Below are 16,492 nucleotides of genomic sequence, written 5' to 3' on the forward strand. Positions count from 1 at the left end.
TGAGCGGTCGAGCGGTGTGACCATCGCTCACCTACGAATAATTATTGGAGACATCTAGCTGTGCATCTAACATCGTCTTTGCAGAAGCTGGTGGCGGGCATCGCCATCGGCGGGGCCTGGGTGCTCATCCCCGGCGGCGTCAATGCGGCTACGGAAGGGACCTTGCTGCTCAACCGCGTCGGTCCCGTGACCTCCGAACTCTATGTGTCGAATGCGGACGGCAGCGGCGAACATAAACTGCTGCCGACCGATGGATTCGACTATCACGCTTCGTTCTCGAAAGACGGGCAGTGGATCGTTTTCACCTCGGAGCGCGAAGGCCTCGGTCAGTCGAACATCTATCGCGTGAAGGCGGATGGCACGGGCCTCACGCAACTGACCCACCACATCGCGGTATCCGATGCCGCTGTCGTGTCGCCGGCGAATCCGAACCTCATCGCGTTCGTCTCGTCGCGCCGTGACACGAAGGACTTCGGCACGACGAATATCTGGACGCTGAACATCAAGACCGGCGCGTTGAAGAACGTCACCGGCGCGCTGACTTTCGATCCGGCCAAACCGCACAGCTACTTCAGGCCGTCGTGGTCGCCGGACGGCAAGTGGCTGGCGTTGTCGTCCGATACCGGCAGCGACTGGCGAGGCCACAATCTGCCGGTGGGTTGGGAGCGTACGCAGGAAAGCAGCATCTACATCATCAAGCCCGATGGTTCGGGCTGGAAGAAAATCGCCAGCAATCCGGGCTTCGACGAAGGCTCGCCGTCCTGGTCGCCAGATGGCAAACGCGTGGTGTTTTACGAAACACCGGTTGAGTCGACGTGGGGCGCGCACCGTCCCGAGTTGATCAACAAGGTCAGTTCGCAGGTGATGTCGGTGGATGTGGCGAGCCTCGACAAGACGGCCTTGACGTCCACGCCGGGTTTCAAGGTGTTCCCGCAATATGTCAGCGAGACCAATGTCGCTTATCACGTGAAGGGCGGCGAGACCGAAGGGATCTACACCACGGACGGCACGTTCCGCTCGACCGCCAACTCCGGTATCCGCTCGCCGCGCTATTCGGCGGACGGCACGAAGATGGTCTACGAAAAAATCACGATGCGCCCAGCACATGCCAACGGCACGCCGTTGTTCAGCTTCGATAAGAACTGGAAGTACACCTATATCGACGTGTTCCCGCAACTGTCGGCGGATCGCCAGAAACTGGTGTACACGGAAAAAGCGATGAACTCGTCCATCGCCATCATCAATCCGGATTTTTCCGGCTATACGCGCATTTACGATCCCGTCACCAGCGGTTTGGACGGAGACATGATCAAGAAGGGCTTGGCCGGTGCGTTTCAGCCGACCTGGTCGCCGGATCGGGAATGGGTGGCGTTCGGCGTAGGCGACTGGTTCTTTACGCGCGGCGCGGGTCCGGGACGCATCGCCCGCATCAAGGCCGACGGCAGCATGAACGGTCATGCCGAGTTCCTGACCGATGGTTCGATCAACGCGGGTTTCCCCAGCTATTCGCCGGACGGCAAGAAACTGGTCTATCGCGTATGGAGCCCGAAGGTTCAAGGACTGCGCATTCTGGATCTGGATACGCGCACCACGACCGTGTTGACCACCGAGGCGGACAATTTGCCGGGCTGGTCTCCCGATGGCGGCAGGATCGTATTCACGCGCAAGCAGATCGATCCTACCGATCCGAATAAATTCAACTATGACGTGTTCACCATTAAACCGGACGGCACGGGACTCGCGCGTCTGACGTCGGATGGCTCGAACCAGGGTCACGCAGTCTGGACCTGGGACGGACGCCTCGCGTATAGCTCGGGCACCTATGGTTTCAGGGACGAACTGGCGCTGTACGACAACAGCTTCCAGCCCGATGGCCAGAACTGGGTGATGAATGCGGATGGTTCGGATCAGCACGCGATCACGGACACGCTGTGGGAAGAGGCGATGCCGTTGTACGTGCCGAATCACTAAGGCTGTTGGCGCAGCGGTATCGGAAAGGCGCTGTGCATTCGCACAGCGCCTTTTTTATGACGGGTGGTGTGGGTGGCGACGGGGCGCCAGGTCGTTCACCTTCGGGGCCCATTCCCGCCGGAGCAACACGACCGTGCTCGTTGCGCCGACCAGCAGACACGCGAAGATCGCCATCATCGGCCATGTGTAACTGCCGCCGAGATGGAGCAGCCATCCCGAGAGGCTGGCTGAAATACCGCCCGCGAGGCTTGTCGCAACCTGCTGCAGGCCGGTATTCAAACCGACCGCCTGCCTGGGGATCAAGGTCAGCTTGCACAGCGCGAGGTTGTTCGCGGTAACGAGGCCGAGCAACGAAAGCGAGAGGACATTCCAGAACAACGCCATTCCGGGCGATGGCGTATAGGCGCCGAGCAACACCGTGGTCCCGCCGATAAACCCGGCCACGATGAACGACTTGCGCACGGCAACCGCGTCGTAGCCGCGAGCGATGATGCGATCTGCGGCCCATCCCGCGAGTGCTGCGACGATAGCGATGCCGACAAAACTGAAGAACGTATAGAGCCCGGATTTTTCAAGCGACAGACCGCGTTGCTCGACGAGATACGCGGGCATCCAGGTCATGCAATAGAACGCAAAGTAGCTGTAGCAGAAGTTGTTGATCAGCCCGCCCCAAACGACCGGACTCGCCAGCAGATTTCGCAGCGGCACGGAAGAGGCGCGGTGAATCGCCGCCGCCAGTTCTTCCTTCGACGGATAGTCGTTCCTGACCATCCGCAACCAGGGCACCAGCCAGATCAGGCCGACGAGGCCGGTTGCGATGAACATCACCTTCCACGAATACGTGACGATCATCCACGCCGCGATCGGTGCACCGAGCGCCGGCCCCATTTTGCCGCCGATCGAGAAAATACCGAGGGCGGTGCCTTTCTGTGTTTCCTCGAAGTTGTTGGCGAGGTAGCGATAGGTGGCGGGCACCACGACGGCTTCGGCGACGCCGATCAACAGGCGCATCACGATCAGCGCCGACAGCGTCGTGACCAGACCGGTGGCCGCGGCCGCGATACACCACAGGGCGAAGCAGATCGAGTAAGGCCACTTCACGCCGTAGCGATCGACTAGCCATCCCATCGGCATTTGCACGAGACCGTAGGACCAGAACACGGCCGAGTTGAGCCAGCCACGCTCGACACTGGAGAGCGCAAATTCCCGAATGAAGCTCTTGTCGGCCAGTGCGGAGGAAAGACTCGTGCGGTCGACGAAGGAAATCAGCAGGCCGAGCGCGAGCAGCACGAGAATGCTCCAGGGATTCTCCACCGCCGATCGTTTTAATTGCGCTGTCTCCATGGAGCTCTCTCTGTCGTTTGGTGCGGGAGCTTCGCCGGTTGTCCGAAGAGGCTCCATTGTGGATGAACCGCGTAGGTCGGCGTCGAAAGATGCTACGCGCGGTGGCGGTTCATCTTCAGCAAGGTCGGCCAGCGCGCTCTTCCAGCCACGCAGGGGCGCTCTGGAGCGCGACCGGCCGAAGGAAGCGATCCATCGCCGCGTAGCCGACCGAGGTCGTGAACGGCTGGGTCGACGCGGGCCACGGTCCACCATGCTGCTGGCTGCCCGTCACCGCGACGCCGGTCGGCACGCCGCCGAACAGCACACGCCCCGCGATCTGCGTGGCGCGGCGTGTGATGCGGCGTACGTCGGCAGAGTCGCTTTCCGCGCCCCATAACGTGACCGTCAGGCTGCCGCCGACGGCGGTTAGAACGTCCACGATCTCATCGGCCGAAGTCACGCGCACGAGCAGGCAGGCTGGGCCGAAAATTTCTTCCTGCAAGATGTGGTGGGCAATGAAATGCTTCGCCGTGGTTCGCGCGAGCACCGGTCGCGGCGGCGCGTGATCGTCGCTGGCGGTGTCGCCGCGCAGCAGGGTTTGCACATCGGGCGTGTCTACGAGACGTGCAACGCCCGCATCGAAATTACGTTTCATGGCGGGTGTCAACATGGCATGCGTTTTTTTCGTCTGCAATGCGTCACGTAGTGCGGCTTCGAAGCGGTCGGCGTCCGCGTTGTCGAACAGCACGACCAGACCGGGGCTGGTGCAGACCTGTCCGCTGCCGAACTCGATCGACGCCGCCAGCGTCTGCGCCAGCGCTTCCGCTTCCGCTTGCGCGGCCAGCGCGGACGGCATGGCGATCACCGGGTTGATCGACCCCAGTTCGCCATAGAACGGAATCGGCCGGGGACGCGCGTTTGCCTGTGCCCACAGTGCCGTGCCGCCTTTGAACGATCCCGTGAACGCTATCGCCGCGATGTCGGGATGGCGAACCAGTTCGACACCGACGTCGACGCTCGCGCCTTCGACCATGCCGAGCAAACCATCGGACAAGCCCTGCAGCGCCAGCACCGATTGCGCGAGTTCGAAAACCGCACGCGACAGGCGCGGGTGAGCCGGGTGCGCCTTCACCACCACAGGGCAACCTGCGGCGAGAGCCGAAGCTGTATCGCCGCCCAGAACGGAAAACGCAAACGGGAAGTTGCTTGCCGAGAACATCGCGACGGGTCCGAGCGGAATGCGCACGCGTTTCATGGCAGGGCGGCCGATGGGCGGCGCACCGGCGATGGCTGCATCGTCGGAGAAAACGAAGGCTTGTCCGGACTCGACATGGGCAGCGAAACCGTGAAGCTGGAAACAGGTGCGGTCCAGTTCGCCGTTCAGCCTCGCCGTGCCGAGCGAGGTTTCCTCGTCGCCGAGACGCACTAGCGTCTCGCGATTTTTCAGCAGCACGTCGGCGAGTCCGCGCAGGAGCTTTGCCCTGGTCTGCGCCGACGATTGGGCCCAGTCATCGGCGATTGTCGCGGCTGCCTCGACAGTGGCGTAAATTTGCGCGTTCGTGTGCTCGTGAATCTGCATTGCTACTCCAACGGGAAAGAAGACGAATCGGAAAACCAAAAACGACCATTGGCGACCCGTTCGATGGGTCGCCAATGGTCGCGTTCTGGAGCGTGACTGGCTAGAAGTGAATCTCAGCCATGAACATCGGCGCCGAGGTGATCGTGCCGACCGCCGCGGCAGTCGGCGTGCCGTACATGTGATGCCAGTATTCGTAGCCGAGGCCCGCATACACCGTCCGCGGATGGCCGGCAAACGAGCCAAGATCGGCCAGCAGGGACACGCGGGTGAGGAACTCGGTCGTGGTCTGAACGCCGAAGCCATCTTTGCCTTTGGGCCCGGTCAAGCTGGCAAAGCCACGCACGACGAGTGGCAACGGTCCGACCCGGAACGGAAAGAGCCACGAACTCTCGATATGCCACGCCGTGTTGAAGTGCACATCGACGCCGGTAATGCCGTTGTGATTGCTCTCCGTCCGAAGCCCGGCAGTCAGGTTGAGGAAGCCTCGCGGCAACGCGAATTCGATCGTCGGACCGAACACGATCATCCGGGCACGCTCACCGTAAGCGTCGTTCTTGGTGCCGAATTCATAGCCGGCTGTCAGACCCACGTCGCGAATGATGCCGATGCCAACGGGTCGTCCGAGAATCTTGCCTGCGCTCAACTCGACGCGTCCGACGCTATACACTTCCTGCGCCCCGCCCGAGGACGGACCACCCGCCTCCGGGTTGGCGGAGTTCGATACGAGGTAGTCCACGTTGAATGCGTAACTACCGAATTTGAACCCGCCGGTCGTCGTCAGATAGCCGATGTTCTGCGCGACTTTGTCGGGCACGCCCGGGTAGTGGAAGTCGCTGCCATAGCGATAGCCGATATAGGTGTCGTTCCATGACACGGGCGGCGCGCCGAGGTCCTCGCCCGATTTCAAATCCGGGGCGCTGAGCGGGGCGGCGCTGTTGGTCGGGCTTTGCTGAGTCTGTGCGGGAGCTGAACCGTTAGGCGCGGTGTACACCTCCGCATAACTGAACTGGCTCAAACAGCAGAACATGGCCGCGCCAAGAAGCGGCTTGCGCAAAGCTACTGAAATTTTATTCATGTCTCCGTCCATATGGATTTTTATTTGGGCGTGGTCGTTTCCCGACTCTTCAATGGGCCGCACCGTCGGCAACGGCATGGCTGACTCAGCGCAGCGCACTCTGTTGCGGTGTAAGTCATGGTATGGGATGGCCGAGCGCGTGCCTTTACACAAAAACTAGATTCGCTGGCATTTTTTGCTGAACGGCGCACGGCTACGTCGGCGTGACGTACCTGACGGGAATGCGAAGAAATGGCGCTATGTGAGCGAGCGCGGTGGGTTCGGGCGGCAGAGGTGATTCGGGTGAATCACCTCGTGATTGGAATGGCGTGGCGTTCGCGCAAGCCTGGTTAATACGCGGTGCGCTATTTCGTGCGAGTGGGTTGATCGCGAGCGGTGACGCGGAACTGGCTCGGCGCCTGACCGGTTTCTTTACGGAAGAAGCGCGTGAAGTACGCCGCATCCGAGAAGCCGAGTCCGAAGGCGATCTGCTCGACCGACATCTCTCCGAAGATGAGATTTCGCTTCGCTTCCGTGATGATCCGCGCATGGATCATCTTGGCGGGGCTCTGGCCCGTGGCGGCGGCACACGCCGCGCGCAATTGCACGAGCGACACCGCCATCATCGACGCATACTCCTGCAGCGGCAGGTTCTGCCGGTAGTGCTGATCGATCAGCTCGCGAAACCGGTCTGCCAGACGCACCTCGTTGCGCGTTGCGCCTTCATTGTCGATCGGGTCCAGTTGGGTTCCGCGAACCAGCATGAGGAATAGCGAGGTAAGCAGCGCTTCAGTGGCCACGACGTGGCCGAATGCTTTGGCGGCGAGTTCCTGCTCCAGTTTGCTGACCACACCGAAGAACTCCATTGCGGACTCGGCGGTGGACGAAAGAGGAATCACCCGGGGCGACGCCCACAGCTGGATGAATTCGTGCAGTTTGCCGTTCACTTGTGTCAGATACGCGACCTCGATCGTCACGACCCATCGGTCTACGTCGACCTCGTAGTCGAGACCGTGCACGCATTCGGTGGGAAGCAGCAGTACACAGGGGCCTTCGAACGGCACACTCGACCCTTCGAGGTTCATCACGCCGCGGCCGCTGCGCACGAAGATCACCTGACCATATTCCGGATGCGCGTGCGGCTCGGTTCGCCAGCGGCCCCGGTCGGTCACGTGGCCGATATTCACAAACCACGTGTCCTGTTCCTCAGGACGCTCGACGTACAGACGAACCTTGGGGACCGTTGTCAGCGTCGCTGTGCTGTTTGGGAAGCGCGGATATTTTGTTGTCTCACCGTGTGTCATGACCGTCTCCTTGGCGAGGGTCAACGGCTGGCGTTGACCCCGCTTGAACCATATCGCACCGGTTAGACGGCGGCAAGTTTGCAGCAAGCAAAAAATGCCAGCGAATCGCGTTTTTGTGTAAGGACTCGCGATCCTTACTGAAATATTCTTGTTTCATCGAGGTGGCTGGTCCGACGCCGGTGTCCGCCTCGCTCTCATGCCCTCGCTGGCCCTGATTTGCGCGGGCCCGACACGTCCCGCCCACGCGTGTTTCGAGCACGCGCGTTGAACTGAGTGCCGCCGTTCAAGGCGATTCGCTCAGGAAAATTAGGCATACGAATTTCAAGGAGGATTTCGTCGACTCAAACCCTGAGTAGCGTTGCATTCATAAATAAAAATCGATTCGGAGACGAAATGAAGAAGCTGCTTGCTCTCGCGGCTGGCGTTGCATCGTCGTGCGTTTTTAATGCCGCGTATGCGCAGTCGTCAGTCACGCTCTACGGCATTATCGATAACGGTCTGGAGTATCAGAACGCGGGTGCCGGCGCGGTGGTGCGCGCCGTATCAGGAGGACTATTCGCCAGCCGATATGGCCTGAAGGGCAGCGAGGACATTGGCGGCGGTCTCCGGATCAATTTTCAGCTCGAGCAGGGTTTCTCCGGCGTGACCGGCGCGGCGTCGAATTCCGCTGCCGCTTTTAATCGTCAGGCGTGGGTGGGTGTATCGGGGAATTTCGGTGAAGCGCGTTTCGGGCTGCAAAACACGCCGCAATACATCTTCATGAACCCTGAGCTCGACCCCGTGGCGGTCATGAGCATCGGCTCGCCGATGAATAACTTCAACAGCCTGACCGTGCGTGTCAACAACGCGATTTCTTACTTCACTCCGACGGTCTATGGTTTAAGCGCGCAGTTCATGGTCGCAATGCGCGATACCACGACCAGGCCGACGAACGGAATACAGTTCTACAACGCCGCCGCCCGCTACGTGAACGGGCAGTTTCGCGCGGCGGCCGCCTATGAGCAGGCGGCCAATGCGACCGGTACGTCGATACTCAGGATCTTCAACGCGGGCACGTCGATGGGCGTGGGAGCCGCACGTTTTTATCTCGCATACCACACCGAGCGCCAGACGGACAACAGCGTGAAGCGCGACGTCTATGAAGTGTCGGGGTCTTATTCGTTCACGCCCGCCGATCAGCTTTCACTCATGTACGGCTATGCTCACGACCGCGAAGGGCAGGGCAACAACGCACAGCAAGTGGGTTTGACTTACTCCTACTCGCTTTCGAAACGCACCACACTGTACGGTTCCGCCGGGTTTATCCAGAACCGCCATCAGGCGCACTTCACGCTCAACGGCACGGGGTATGCGGGCATCGCGGTGGCGCCGGGCGCCGACACGCGCGGCGTCACCATCGGCTTGCTGCACCGGTTCTGATGCGTGCGGCGCGCTCACTTCGGGTAAGTCGCAGGTCGCATCGCGCGAGAATGTATGGAAATATATGCGCTCTTTTCTGGTCCCTTTGAAAGCGGCATGATGGTTTCGAGTGCTGCACGGCCACGCATCGCCGAATGGGCCGCCAAGGAGACTTTATGACATACAGCACCGTGGCAAAGCAGTCTGCCCGGTCGGTTCCGAAAGTGAAGCTGGCCAGTGTTCCGAAGGTTCGCTTGTACGTGGAGCGCCCCGAGCAGGAGAACTGGTTCGTGCACGTTGGTCATGTCACCGACCGCGGTCGCTGGCGTACCGAGCCTCATGCGCATCCCGCTTATGGTCAGGTGATTTTCGTGCGCAGCGGGCGCGGGGTGATGAACCTCGAAGGGTCGAGCGTGCCGTTCGAAGGCCCTTGCGCACTGCTGTTGCCGACCGAATGCGTTCACGGTCTCGACTACGAACTCGACGCCGACCGATGGGTCGTGACGATCGAGGTCGCCTACCTCACGCAAGTCAACGCCAAGCTGCGTGAATTCATCTCGCTGTGGGCATCGCCCCGCATGATTCCGCTGTGCGATTCCACCGAGACGGGGGCGGAGTTTTGCGGCTTGATCGAAAGCCTGAAACAGGAAGTCGAGTCCGATGCGCTTGGGCATGTGGTCGGCACGGAAGCGCTCCTGACTAGCGTGTTGCTCATGCTGGTTCGCGAAACACGCCTCGACCACGCCGCGAATGAAAACACCACGCGCAATGATGTTCGAGTGGTCGACCGGTTCCGCAAGCTGATCGACGAACACTACCGTGAAAACCTGCCGCTGCAGGACTATGCGTCGATGATGGCCGTCTCGCTGGTGCAATTGCGCGCCGCGTGCGCTTCCGCCTCGGACCAGAGTCCGACGAAAATGATTCACGCACGGATCATCGCCGAAGCGAAGCGCAACCTCATTTTCGGTGACATGTCCGTGGAGCAGATAGCGTTCTGGCTGGGCTTTGCCGACGCCGCTTACTTCACGCGTTTCTTCCGCCGGGAAGTGGGTCAGGCACCGAGCCAGTTTCGCGTCGCCGCACGGCAACAGCCACATCGCAAAGCCGTGGCGCAGTAAATCAGCCGGTTGCATGTTCGACCGGATAAAAGTGCCAGCGAACCGGAAGATTGTGCAGGGACGCACGGTGACAAATCGAATACGCTTATCACCTACCTTCTGTGTCTCTACGCTAATCGACTATGACCCGGTTGTCCCAGAGAAATAGGTTCGCGCGGTATGGTTCGATAATGGCACTCGTCGTGTCCACGTTGCCGGCCGGCATGGTCGGCACGCCGGTTCGCGCCGCAGCGTTGCCGGTCCCGGTCCCGGCACATACGGAGCTCGTCTACGTCGGCACGATGGATAGCCGGATCGGCGCGCTGCGCTTCGATACGTCCTCGGGCAAGCTGTCGACAATCGGCCCCGTTGCCCAAGGGCTCAAATCGACATGGGTCGCGGCGCATCCCGAGTTGCCCATCCTGTACGCCGTCGACGATGACAGCAGCAAAGAAGGAAGCATCACCGCTTACGCGGTAGATCGTGGCACCGGTGCGCTGAACAAGCTCAACGCATCATTGACCGGTGGCAGGGGAACGACGTATCTGCAATTCGATATTCCGTCGGCGACCTTACTCGGTGCGAACTTCAACAGTGGGTCGGTATCGAGCGTGGCGGTCAATGCAGACGGCAGCATGGGTGCGCTCGTCTCCACGATCGCCGAGACCGGCTCCGGGCCGAACCGGCGGCAGACCAGCGCGCACGCACACAGCGTCGCGATCGATCCGTCGGGCCGCTATGCGCTAGTGCCGGACCTGGGCGCGGATCGCGTCTTCATCTATCGCTTCGATCGAACTACGCACTCGCTGTCGCAAGAACAGGGTGACGCACCACACGCCTTTATTGCGCCGCCGGGCGCGGGCCCTCGCCATCTCACGTTTAGTGCGGATGGTCGGTTCGTTTATCTGCTGACCGAGTTGAGTTCGGAGATCATGGTCTTACGCTGGGACGCAGCCCATGCGCAACTGACGTTCGTGCAAGCGTTGCCGACCAGCAGTGAGACGTTTCAAGGTGCAAAGAGCGGCGCCGAGCTTGCACTGAGCCGCGACGGTCGCTTCGTCTATGTCGAAGACCGCGGCGAGAATGCGCTGGTTGTCTATCGCGTGAACGTCCGATCGGGCGAGCTTTCTCCGATACAGCGTACGTCCTCGGGCGGCGAAAAACCGTGGGGATTCGCGATCGATTCGTCGGGGAAGTGGCTGCTGGTCGCGAATCAGCGTAGCGGGACGGTGAATGTGTTCAGTATCGATCCGGTGACGGGCAAGGTTGCCGATGCCGGGCAATCCGCCGATATCGCGTCGCCGACCAGTATTGCGTTTGTGAAATAAAAAAACCGTCCCGAAGAGGACGGTTTTGTCGGACGAGGGATGCGGCGATGAATGACTAACACGCCGCCGCGCTCTCAATCCTGGAAGTAATTCAACCCCAACGCACCCTTCACCTCGGACACCGTCGCGCCCGCCACTTCGCGTGCCCGCATCGTTCCGCGACGCAGGATCTGCAGCACTTCCGCGCGATCGGCCGAGAACTCGCTGCGGCGCTCGCGAATCGGCGTGAGCAGGGCTTGTAGACGTTCGTTGAGTGCCCGCTTGACCACGCTGTCGCCGAGGCCGCCACGACGATAGTGCGCCTTGAGTTCGTCGACCATCGCCGTATCCGGTTCGAACGCGTCGAGGAACGAAAACACGACATTGCCTTCCACCTGACCCGGATCGCTTACGCGCAGATGGTTCGGGTCGGTGTACATGTTGTTGACGGCCTTGGTGATCTCATCCGGTGTCGAGCCCAACTGGATCGAATTGCCCAGCGACTTGCTCATCTTGGCCTTGCCGTCGATGCCCGGCAAACGCGCGACGTGCGAGAGCACGGCCTCGCATTCCACCAGTACCTGCTGATCGACCGTATTGTTGAAGCGGCGCACGAGTTCGTTGGTCTGCTCGATCATCGGCAACTGGTCGTCGCCGACCGGCACGCGCGTCGCCTTGAATGCGGTGATGTCAGCGGCCTGGCTGACCGGATAGGTCAGGAAGCCAGCGGGAATGTCCCGCTCGAAACCCCGCAGGACGATTTCAGCCTTGATGGTCGGATTGCGTTCGAGACGCGCGACGGTCACGAGGTTGAGCAGGTATTGAGTCAACTCGGCCAGCTCCGGCACCTGCGACTGAATGAAGATCGTCGACTTCGCCGGATCGATACCCACGGCGAGATAGTCGAGCGCCACTTCAATGACATTCTCCGTTACCTTCTGATGCCGGCCGACGTTGTCGGTCATGGCTTGCGCGTCGGCCAGCAGCAGGAACTGCTGTGCTTCGTGCTGAAGCTGCACGCGCGAGCGCAACGAACCGATGTAATGACCGAGATGCAGCGGACCGGTCGTGCGGTCGCCAGTCAGGATGACAGTCTTTTTTTCAGTCTGGTTTGCGTGAGACATGGTCTGATGTTCCGTGTTTGCTAACACCACCAGCCCCGAGCGCAAATGAAAATGCCGCCTGGGCTGGCGGCATCACGTTTTCGATGTACGAGGAGAAACGGGCCGCCGCAGTTAAGCGCGCCACCAACGATGCGGATTCAGCGAGGTTGGTTTCGAGTTCATCGAGCAAGTATACAGTGTGTCGCACCGAGACGGTGGTTTTGCGTCGCTGGCCGCCGGCGGCTTCGCACCCGACGGCCTTATCGGCGTCGTCATTTCAGGCGGCGGGCGGTCAGGGTCAACGGGTTATCGAACAGCCGTCGGTGCGCCAGCCAACCCCTGAAGCTGGACGTCGGCGAATTGACGCGGTAGGCTAGGTCTGCTGGGTGATGTAGTTTGGCTATGCCGTTCAATCGACAACGTGGAGCCGACACATGCAAGTGAGCACGGAAACGCTGGTGGACATGCTGCGGGAAGTCGAAGCCGACGACCCGATTGACTACGCGGACCTGCCATTCGGCGAGCAGGAACTCAGGCGGTTGGTGATGAGTTCCCTCGTCGAGCGTCATCATCAGGTCGAGGCCGGCAACATGGCGGTGTCGGACATTCACGCGCTCTATCTGTTGAGCACGGCAAAACTGGTGCTCGAAAATACGGTGCTTCACGCGCGTTTGCTTCTGCTTCAAGGCCAGCAGATCGACGTGCAAAAGCTGCTGGCGCCGTTCACGCTCAAAGGCAAATCGTAGATTTTCGGCGACGGGAGCCGAGTCGCTCCCGTTTCGCCGAATCGATTATTTAAAAGCTGTCTGCGCCGCTTCGCTCGCCGGCAAGGTGCGAACGATGACGAGTGCGGTCAAAGCCAGGACAGGAAGCAGCAACAGGCTGCCTTCCGGACCGACCGATCCGCCGCTCAGCCAACTCGGCCCGTGAGGCTGGCTCGTCAGCCAGTGTCCAGCCGCCAGTTCGCCGCTATCCGCGACGCCAAACAGAAAGGACTGGCTCCAGTCCCACGCCGCGTGAAAACCCATGGCCCACCACAACGACCCGGTGCGCCAGATCGCCAGGCAGATCACTAGTCCCGCCGCCGCAGCCGCCAGAATGCCGGCGACTGTCTCGGCCGGATTGGCAAAATGCACGAGCGCGAAAACGGCGGACGTGATGAGGGCCGCCTTGACCGGTCGGTTCCTGCGTGCCAGCAGGAAAAAGACATAACCTCGAAACGCCACTTCTTCGCCCAAGGCAACGAGCGCGAACGCGAGCGCCCATAGCAAGGCAAATTGAATGAGCGGTCCAATCTGAATGGCAGATCGCTCGATGGTCACGGCGTGGCAGAGCCAAAGCAGGGCGATTGTCGCCGACATCATCACGACGCCCCAGAACGCGCCTTGTCCAAGGTGCCGCGCCCGATGTGGTGCGGCCAGTCCGTAAGCGAGCCACGAGCGCTTCTCGATCAGGCTCATGACCTTGGTTGCGATAAGCCCCGCAAAGATCAAGGCGAGTTCACCGACAATCATCATGCGAGGCGTGACTTCGGTCGCGACAGGGCGATGGTGATGGAACAGATGAGAGACGAACAACACAACGCCCAGCACCGCCCCGAAGATCAACACGAATAGAAGCGCGGACCATCCCGATCGCAAACCTTCGTTGCCGATCCAGATTCGCTTTATCCGTGCGCGGGTCGAGTGCGTTTGAGGCGCCGATAGTCGATTTGTTTTTAACGGATCGCTTGTGTCGTTCATCAGTTTCCCTGATTGCAATTGGCTGGATTGTCGAATTGCACAACATTGCTTGCGGCGATTTTTATTGTTTCGTCGGCCATGCTCAGAACGAAACGAACGTTACCTATATCGCTCTCGTCAGTCAAACTCGCCGATATTCAATATGAATACCGCTCATACGATGATGAAAACATCTCGCTTGATGAATGAGACCGGGCCTCGCACACTGCGCGCTATTCACTCGAGGATGGCGCATGGCCCGCACACATATATCTGGTTTTCCGCGTATCGGCGCGCATCGCGAACTCAAGTTCGCACAGGAATCTTTCTGGCGCGGCGAGTCTGACGACACCTATCTGCGCAGCGTCGGCAAGGCGCTACGCGCGCGCCATTGGGAACTGCAACGCGCGGCCGGTCTGGATTTCGTGGCGGTCGGCGACTTCGCCTGGTACGACCCGATGCTGAACCTGACGGCTTTGCTCGGTGCGCTGCCGCAGCGATTCGGTTTCGAGCCGGCGACGCTGTCGCTGGCCCAGTATCACGAGCTGGCGCGTGGCAATGCGGCGCAATCGGCGCTCGAAATGACCAAGTGGTTCGACACGAACTATCACTACCTCGTGCCGGAACTCGACGCCGAGACCACCTTCGACGGCGGCGTGGACTGGTTCTTCGACGAGATCGACGAAGCGCTCGCGCTGGGGCTCACGGTCAAGCCGGTGCTGATCGGCCCGATCACGTATTTGTGGCTGTCCAAGAGCCGCGCGGCGGGATTCGATCGGCTGTCCCTGCTGCCGAAGCTCGTTGTCCGTTATCTGCGCATTCTCGACAAGCTGAAAGCGCGTGGCGTCGAGTGGGTGCAACTCGACGAGCCGGCGCTGTGCCTCGATCTCGACGCCGAATGGCTGGAGGCGTTTTCCGGCGTCTACAACGTGCTCTGCGACGAGGGCGTCAATGTGCTGCTGGCGACCTATTTCGGCACGGTTGCCGATCACGCGTCGCGCGTCGCTGGATTGCCGGTGCATGGCGTGCACATCGATCTGGTCCGGGCGCCGCAGCAGCTGCACGCATGGCATTCGGCGCTGCCCGCCGACAAGGTGCTGTCGGTCGGCGTGATCGACGGACGCAACGTCTGGCGCGCCGATCTCGGCGAAATCGCGGGTTCGCTGGAGCGTCTCCACACGCAACGCGGCGAGAGCCTGTGGATCGCGCCGTCGTGCTCGCTAGTCCACGTGCCCGTCACGCTGGCTGCCGAGCGGCGGCTCGACGCCGAACTCAAGTCGTGGCTCGCGTTCGCAACGGAAAAGCTCACGGAGCTCAGCACGCTGGCGCAGGCGTTGCGCGATCCGGCGGCCGCCGAGCCGGCGCTTGCCGCGGCCGATGCCGCACTCGGCTCGCGTCGCGCGTCAGGTGCGGTATTCAACGTGCTGGTGCAGCGGCGCGTCGCCGCTGTGACCGACGCGATGGCCAGTCGCAGGAGTCCGTTCGCCGAACGTAGTCGCGTGCAACGTCATTCGCTCAAACTGCCGCTCCTGCCCACTACGACGATCGGCTCGTTTCCGCAGACGCCGGCGATCCGGCAAGCTCGCGCGGCCTATCGGCGCGGCGATCTGCGGGCGCTCGACTATCTCGAACGGATGCGTGCCGAAACGGCGACCGTGGTGCGCAAGCAGGAAGCACTCGGACTGGACGTGCTGGTGCACGGCGAAGTCGAACGCAACGACATGGTCGAGTTCTTCGCGGATAAGCTGTGGGGATATGCCTTCACCGAAAACGGCTGGGTCCAGAATTACGGCTCGCAATGCGTCAAGCCGCCGATCATTTACGGCGACATCTACCGGCCCGAGCCCATGATCGTGGATGCCGCGTGCCACGCCCAGTCTCTGACCGAGCGGCTCGTGAAAGGCGTGCTGACCGGGCCGGTTACAATGCTCGAATGGTCGTTCGTGCGGGATGATCAGCCGCGCTCGACCACGGCGCTGCAACTGGCGCTGGTGATTCGCGACGAAGTGCTGGACCTCGAGAAGGCCGGCATCCGCATCATCCAGATCGATGAATCCGCCTTTCGCGAAGGACTGCCGCTGCGTCAAGCGGACTGGCCCGCTTACCTCGATTGGGCGACCCGGGCGTTCAGGATTTCGGCGAGCGGCGTCTGCGATGCCACGCAGATTCACACCCATATGTGTTATTCGGAATTCAACGACATTCTGCCGTCGATCGCCGCGCTCGATGCGGACGTCATCACGATTGAAACCTCGCGGTCCTCAATGGAACTGCTCGACGGTTTCGGCGAGTTTGCCTATCCCAACGGAATTGGCCCAGGCGTGTATGACACGCATTCGTCGCGTGTGCCGAGTGTCGACGCGATGCGGCGATTGCTCGAACGCGCCTGCGAGGTGATTCCCGCCGAACGCCTTTGGGTGAATCCCGACTGCGGCCTGAAGACTCGCGCGTGGCCGGAGACCGAGGCCGCCTTGACCAACATGGTGTTGGCCGCCGGCGCACTGCGTCAGAAGCTCGCGACGCAAGCTGACGCAGAACGACAGTAAAACTTTGTCGCGGCGAATCGAAGCGCCACGTCGACAAAACCGGTTTCTTTAACCTGCACGTTGGTGCGCACCGCGTGCCAACGGCT

The 16,492-nt window shown here is 61.1% G+C and carries 12 protein-coding genes; 6 read left to right on the forward strand and 6 right to left on the reverse strand.

Annotated elements, in window-relative coordinates; genetic code table 11:
• Positions 1 to 60 precede the first annotated feature (60 nt).
• Positions 61 to 1,971 carry a PD40 domain-containing protein gene (locus FQ705_RS08560; protein ID WP_144139612.1) on the forward strand — a complete coding sequence of 637 codons (1,911 nt, stop codon included), beginning with the start codon at positions 61 to 63 and terminating at the stop codon, positions 1,969 to 1,971.
• Positions 1,972 to 2,025: 54 nt separating this feature from the next.
• On the opposite strand, the gene FQ705_RS08565 is transcribed toward FQ705_RS08560, so the two are convergent.
• The 4 genes from FQ705_RS08565 to FQ705_RS08580 form a co-directional block, all read right to left on the reverse strand.
• Positions 2,026 to 3,315 carry an MFS transporter gene (locus FQ705_RS08565; protein ID WP_144139615.1) on the reverse strand — a complete coding sequence of 430 codons (1,290 nt, stop codon included), beginning with the start codon at positions 3,313 to 3,315 and terminating at the stop codon, positions 2,026 to 2,028.
• Between the two features lie 115 nt (positions 3,316 to 3,430).
• Positions 3,431 to 4,873: an aldehyde dehydrogenase (NADP(+)) gene (locus FQ705_RS08570; RefSeq protein WP_144139618.1), complete on the reverse strand. Its 1,443-nt coding sequence runs from the start codon at positions 4,871 to 4,873 to the stop codon at positions 3,431 to 3,433.
• 100 nt (positions 4,874 to 4,973) lie between these two features.
• A complete protein-coding gene (locus FQ705_RS08575; RefSeq protein WP_260854420.1) occupies positions 4,974 to 5,948 on the reverse strand; it encodes a hypothetical protein in 975 nt (324 codons plus the stop codon).
• A 344-nt stretch (positions 5,949 to 6,292) separates the two neighbouring features.
• Positions 6,293 to 7,231, reverse strand: a complete 939-nt coding sequence (locus tag FQ705_RS08580) for a helix-turn-helix domain-containing protein (protein WP_144139624.1) — start codon at positions 7,229 to 7,231, stop codon at positions 6,293 to 6,295.
• Between the two features lie 393 nt (positions 7,232 to 7,624).
• On the opposite strand from FQ705_RS08580, the gene FQ705_RS08585 reads away from it, so the two are divergent.
• The 3 genes from FQ705_RS08585 (at position 7,625) to FQ705_RS08595 (ending at position 11,057) form a co-directional block, all read left to right on the forward strand.
• On the forward strand, positions 7,625 to 8,650 hold the full coding sequence (locus FQ705_RS08585; RefSeq protein ID WP_144139627.1) for a porin: 1,026 nt from the start codon (positions 7,625 to 7,627) through the stop codon (positions 8,648 to 8,650).
• A 155-nt stretch (positions 8,651 to 8,805) separates the two neighbouring features.
• Positions 8,806 to 9,750, forward strand: a complete 945-nt coding sequence (locus FQ705_RS08590) for a helix-turn-helix domain-containing protein (protein WP_186307813.1) — start codon at positions 8,806 to 8,808, stop codon at positions 9,748 to 9,750.
• 170 nt (positions 9,751 to 9,920) lie between these two features.
• The gene (locus tag FQ705_RS08595; protein ID WP_144139633.1) at positions 9,921 to 11,057 is read left to right on the forward strand and encodes a lactonase family protein; all 1,137 of its coding nucleotides are present in this window, start codon (positions 9,921 to 9,923) and stop codon (positions 11,055 to 11,057) included.
• Between the two features lie 74 nt (positions 11,058 to 11,131).
• Here FQ705_RS08595 and trpS read toward each other — a convergent pair whose 3' ends face one another.
• Complete coding sequence (trpS, locus tag FQ705_RS08600; RefSeq protein ID WP_144139636.1) at positions 11,132 to 12,160, reverse strand: tryptophan--tRNA ligase; 1,029 nt, start codon at positions 12,158 to 12,160, stop codon at positions 11,132 to 11,134.
• Between the two features lie 413 nt (positions 12,161 to 12,573).
• Here trpS and FQ705_RS08605 point away from each other — a divergent pair, with 413 nt between their 5' ends.
• Complete coding sequence (locus FQ705_RS08605) at positions 12,574 to 12,885, forward strand: hypothetical protein (protein WP_144139639.1); 312 nt, start codon at positions 12,574 to 12,576, stop codon at positions 12,883 to 12,885.
• A 45-nt stretch (positions 12,886 to 12,930) separates the two neighbouring features.
• Here the strand turns inward: FQ705_RS08605 and FQ705_RS08610 are convergent, their stop codons facing one another.
• Positions 12,931 to 13,656 carry a CPBP family intramembrane glutamic endopeptidase gene (locus tag FQ705_RS08610; RefSeq protein ID WP_260854421.1) on the reverse strand — a complete coding sequence of 242 codons (726 nt, stop codon included), beginning with the start codon at positions 13,654 to 13,656 and terminating at the stop codon, positions 12,931 to 12,933.
• A gap of 458 nt (positions 13,657 to 14,114) precedes the next feature.
• Here FQ705_RS08610 and metE point away from each other — a divergent pair, with 458 nt between their 5' ends.
• Positions 14,115 to 16,406: a 5-methyltetrahydropteroyltriglutamate--homocysteine S-methyltransferase gene (gene metE / locus FQ705_RS08615; RefSeq protein WP_144139645.1), complete on the forward strand. Its 2,292-nt coding sequence runs from the start codon at positions 14,115 to 14,117 to the stop codon at positions 16,404 to 16,406.
• Positions 16,407 to 16,492 lie beyond the last annotated feature (86 nt).

The sequence above is a fragment of the Paraburkholderia sp. BCC1884 genome, assembly GCF_900996225.1.
Taxonomy (GTDB): domain Bacteria; phylum Pseudomonadota; class Gammaproteobacteria; order Burkholderiales; family Burkholderiaceae; genus Paraburkholderia.

Bases quoted from the DNA above. Each gene is read 5' to 3' on its own strand.
- FQ705_RS08590 (WP_186307813.1), top strand. From the start codon at position 8,806: ATGACATACAGCACCGTGGCAAAGCAGTCTGCCCGGTCGGTTCCGAAA.
- FQ705_RS08595 (WP_144139633.1), top strand. From the start codon at position 9,921: ATGGCACTCGTCGTGTCCACGTTGCCGGCCGGCATGGTCGGCACGCCG.
- FQ705_RS08565 (WP_144139615.1), bottom strand. From the start codon at position 3,315: ATGGAGACAGCGCAATTAAAACGATCGGCGGTGGAGAATCCCTGGAGC.
- FQ705_RS08605 (WP_144139639.1), top strand. From the start codon at position 12,574: ATGCAAGTGAGCACGGAAACGCTGGTGGACATGCTGCGGGAAGTCGAA.
- trpS (WP_144139636.1), bottom strand. From the start codon at position 12,160: ATGTCTCACGCAAACCAGACTGAAAAAAAGACTGTCATCCTGACTGGC.
- FQ705_RS08580 (WP_144139624.1), bottom strand. From the start codon at position 7,231: ATGACACACGGTGAGACAACAAAATATCCGCGCTTCCCAAACAGCACA.
- FQ705_RS08610 (WP_260854421.1), bottom strand. From the start codon at position 13,656: ATGATGATTGTCGGTGAACTCGCCTTGATCTTTGCGGGGCTTATCGCA.
- FQ705_RS08585 (WP_144139627.1), top strand. From the start codon at position 7,625: ATGAAGAAGCTGCTTGCTCTCGCGGCTGGCGTTGCATCGTCGTGCGTT.
- FQ705_RS08570 (WP_144139618.1), bottom strand. From the start codon at position 4,873: ATGCAGATTCACGAGCACACGAACGCGCAAATTTACGCCACTGTCGAG.
- FQ705_RS08575 (WP_260854420.1), bottom strand. From the start codon at position 5,948: ATGAATAAAATTTCAGTAGCTTTGCGCAAGCCGCTTCTTGGCGCGGCC.
- metE (WP_144139645.1), top strand. From the start codon at position 14,115: ATGGCCCGCACACATATATCTGGTTTTCCGCGTATCGGCGCGCATCGC.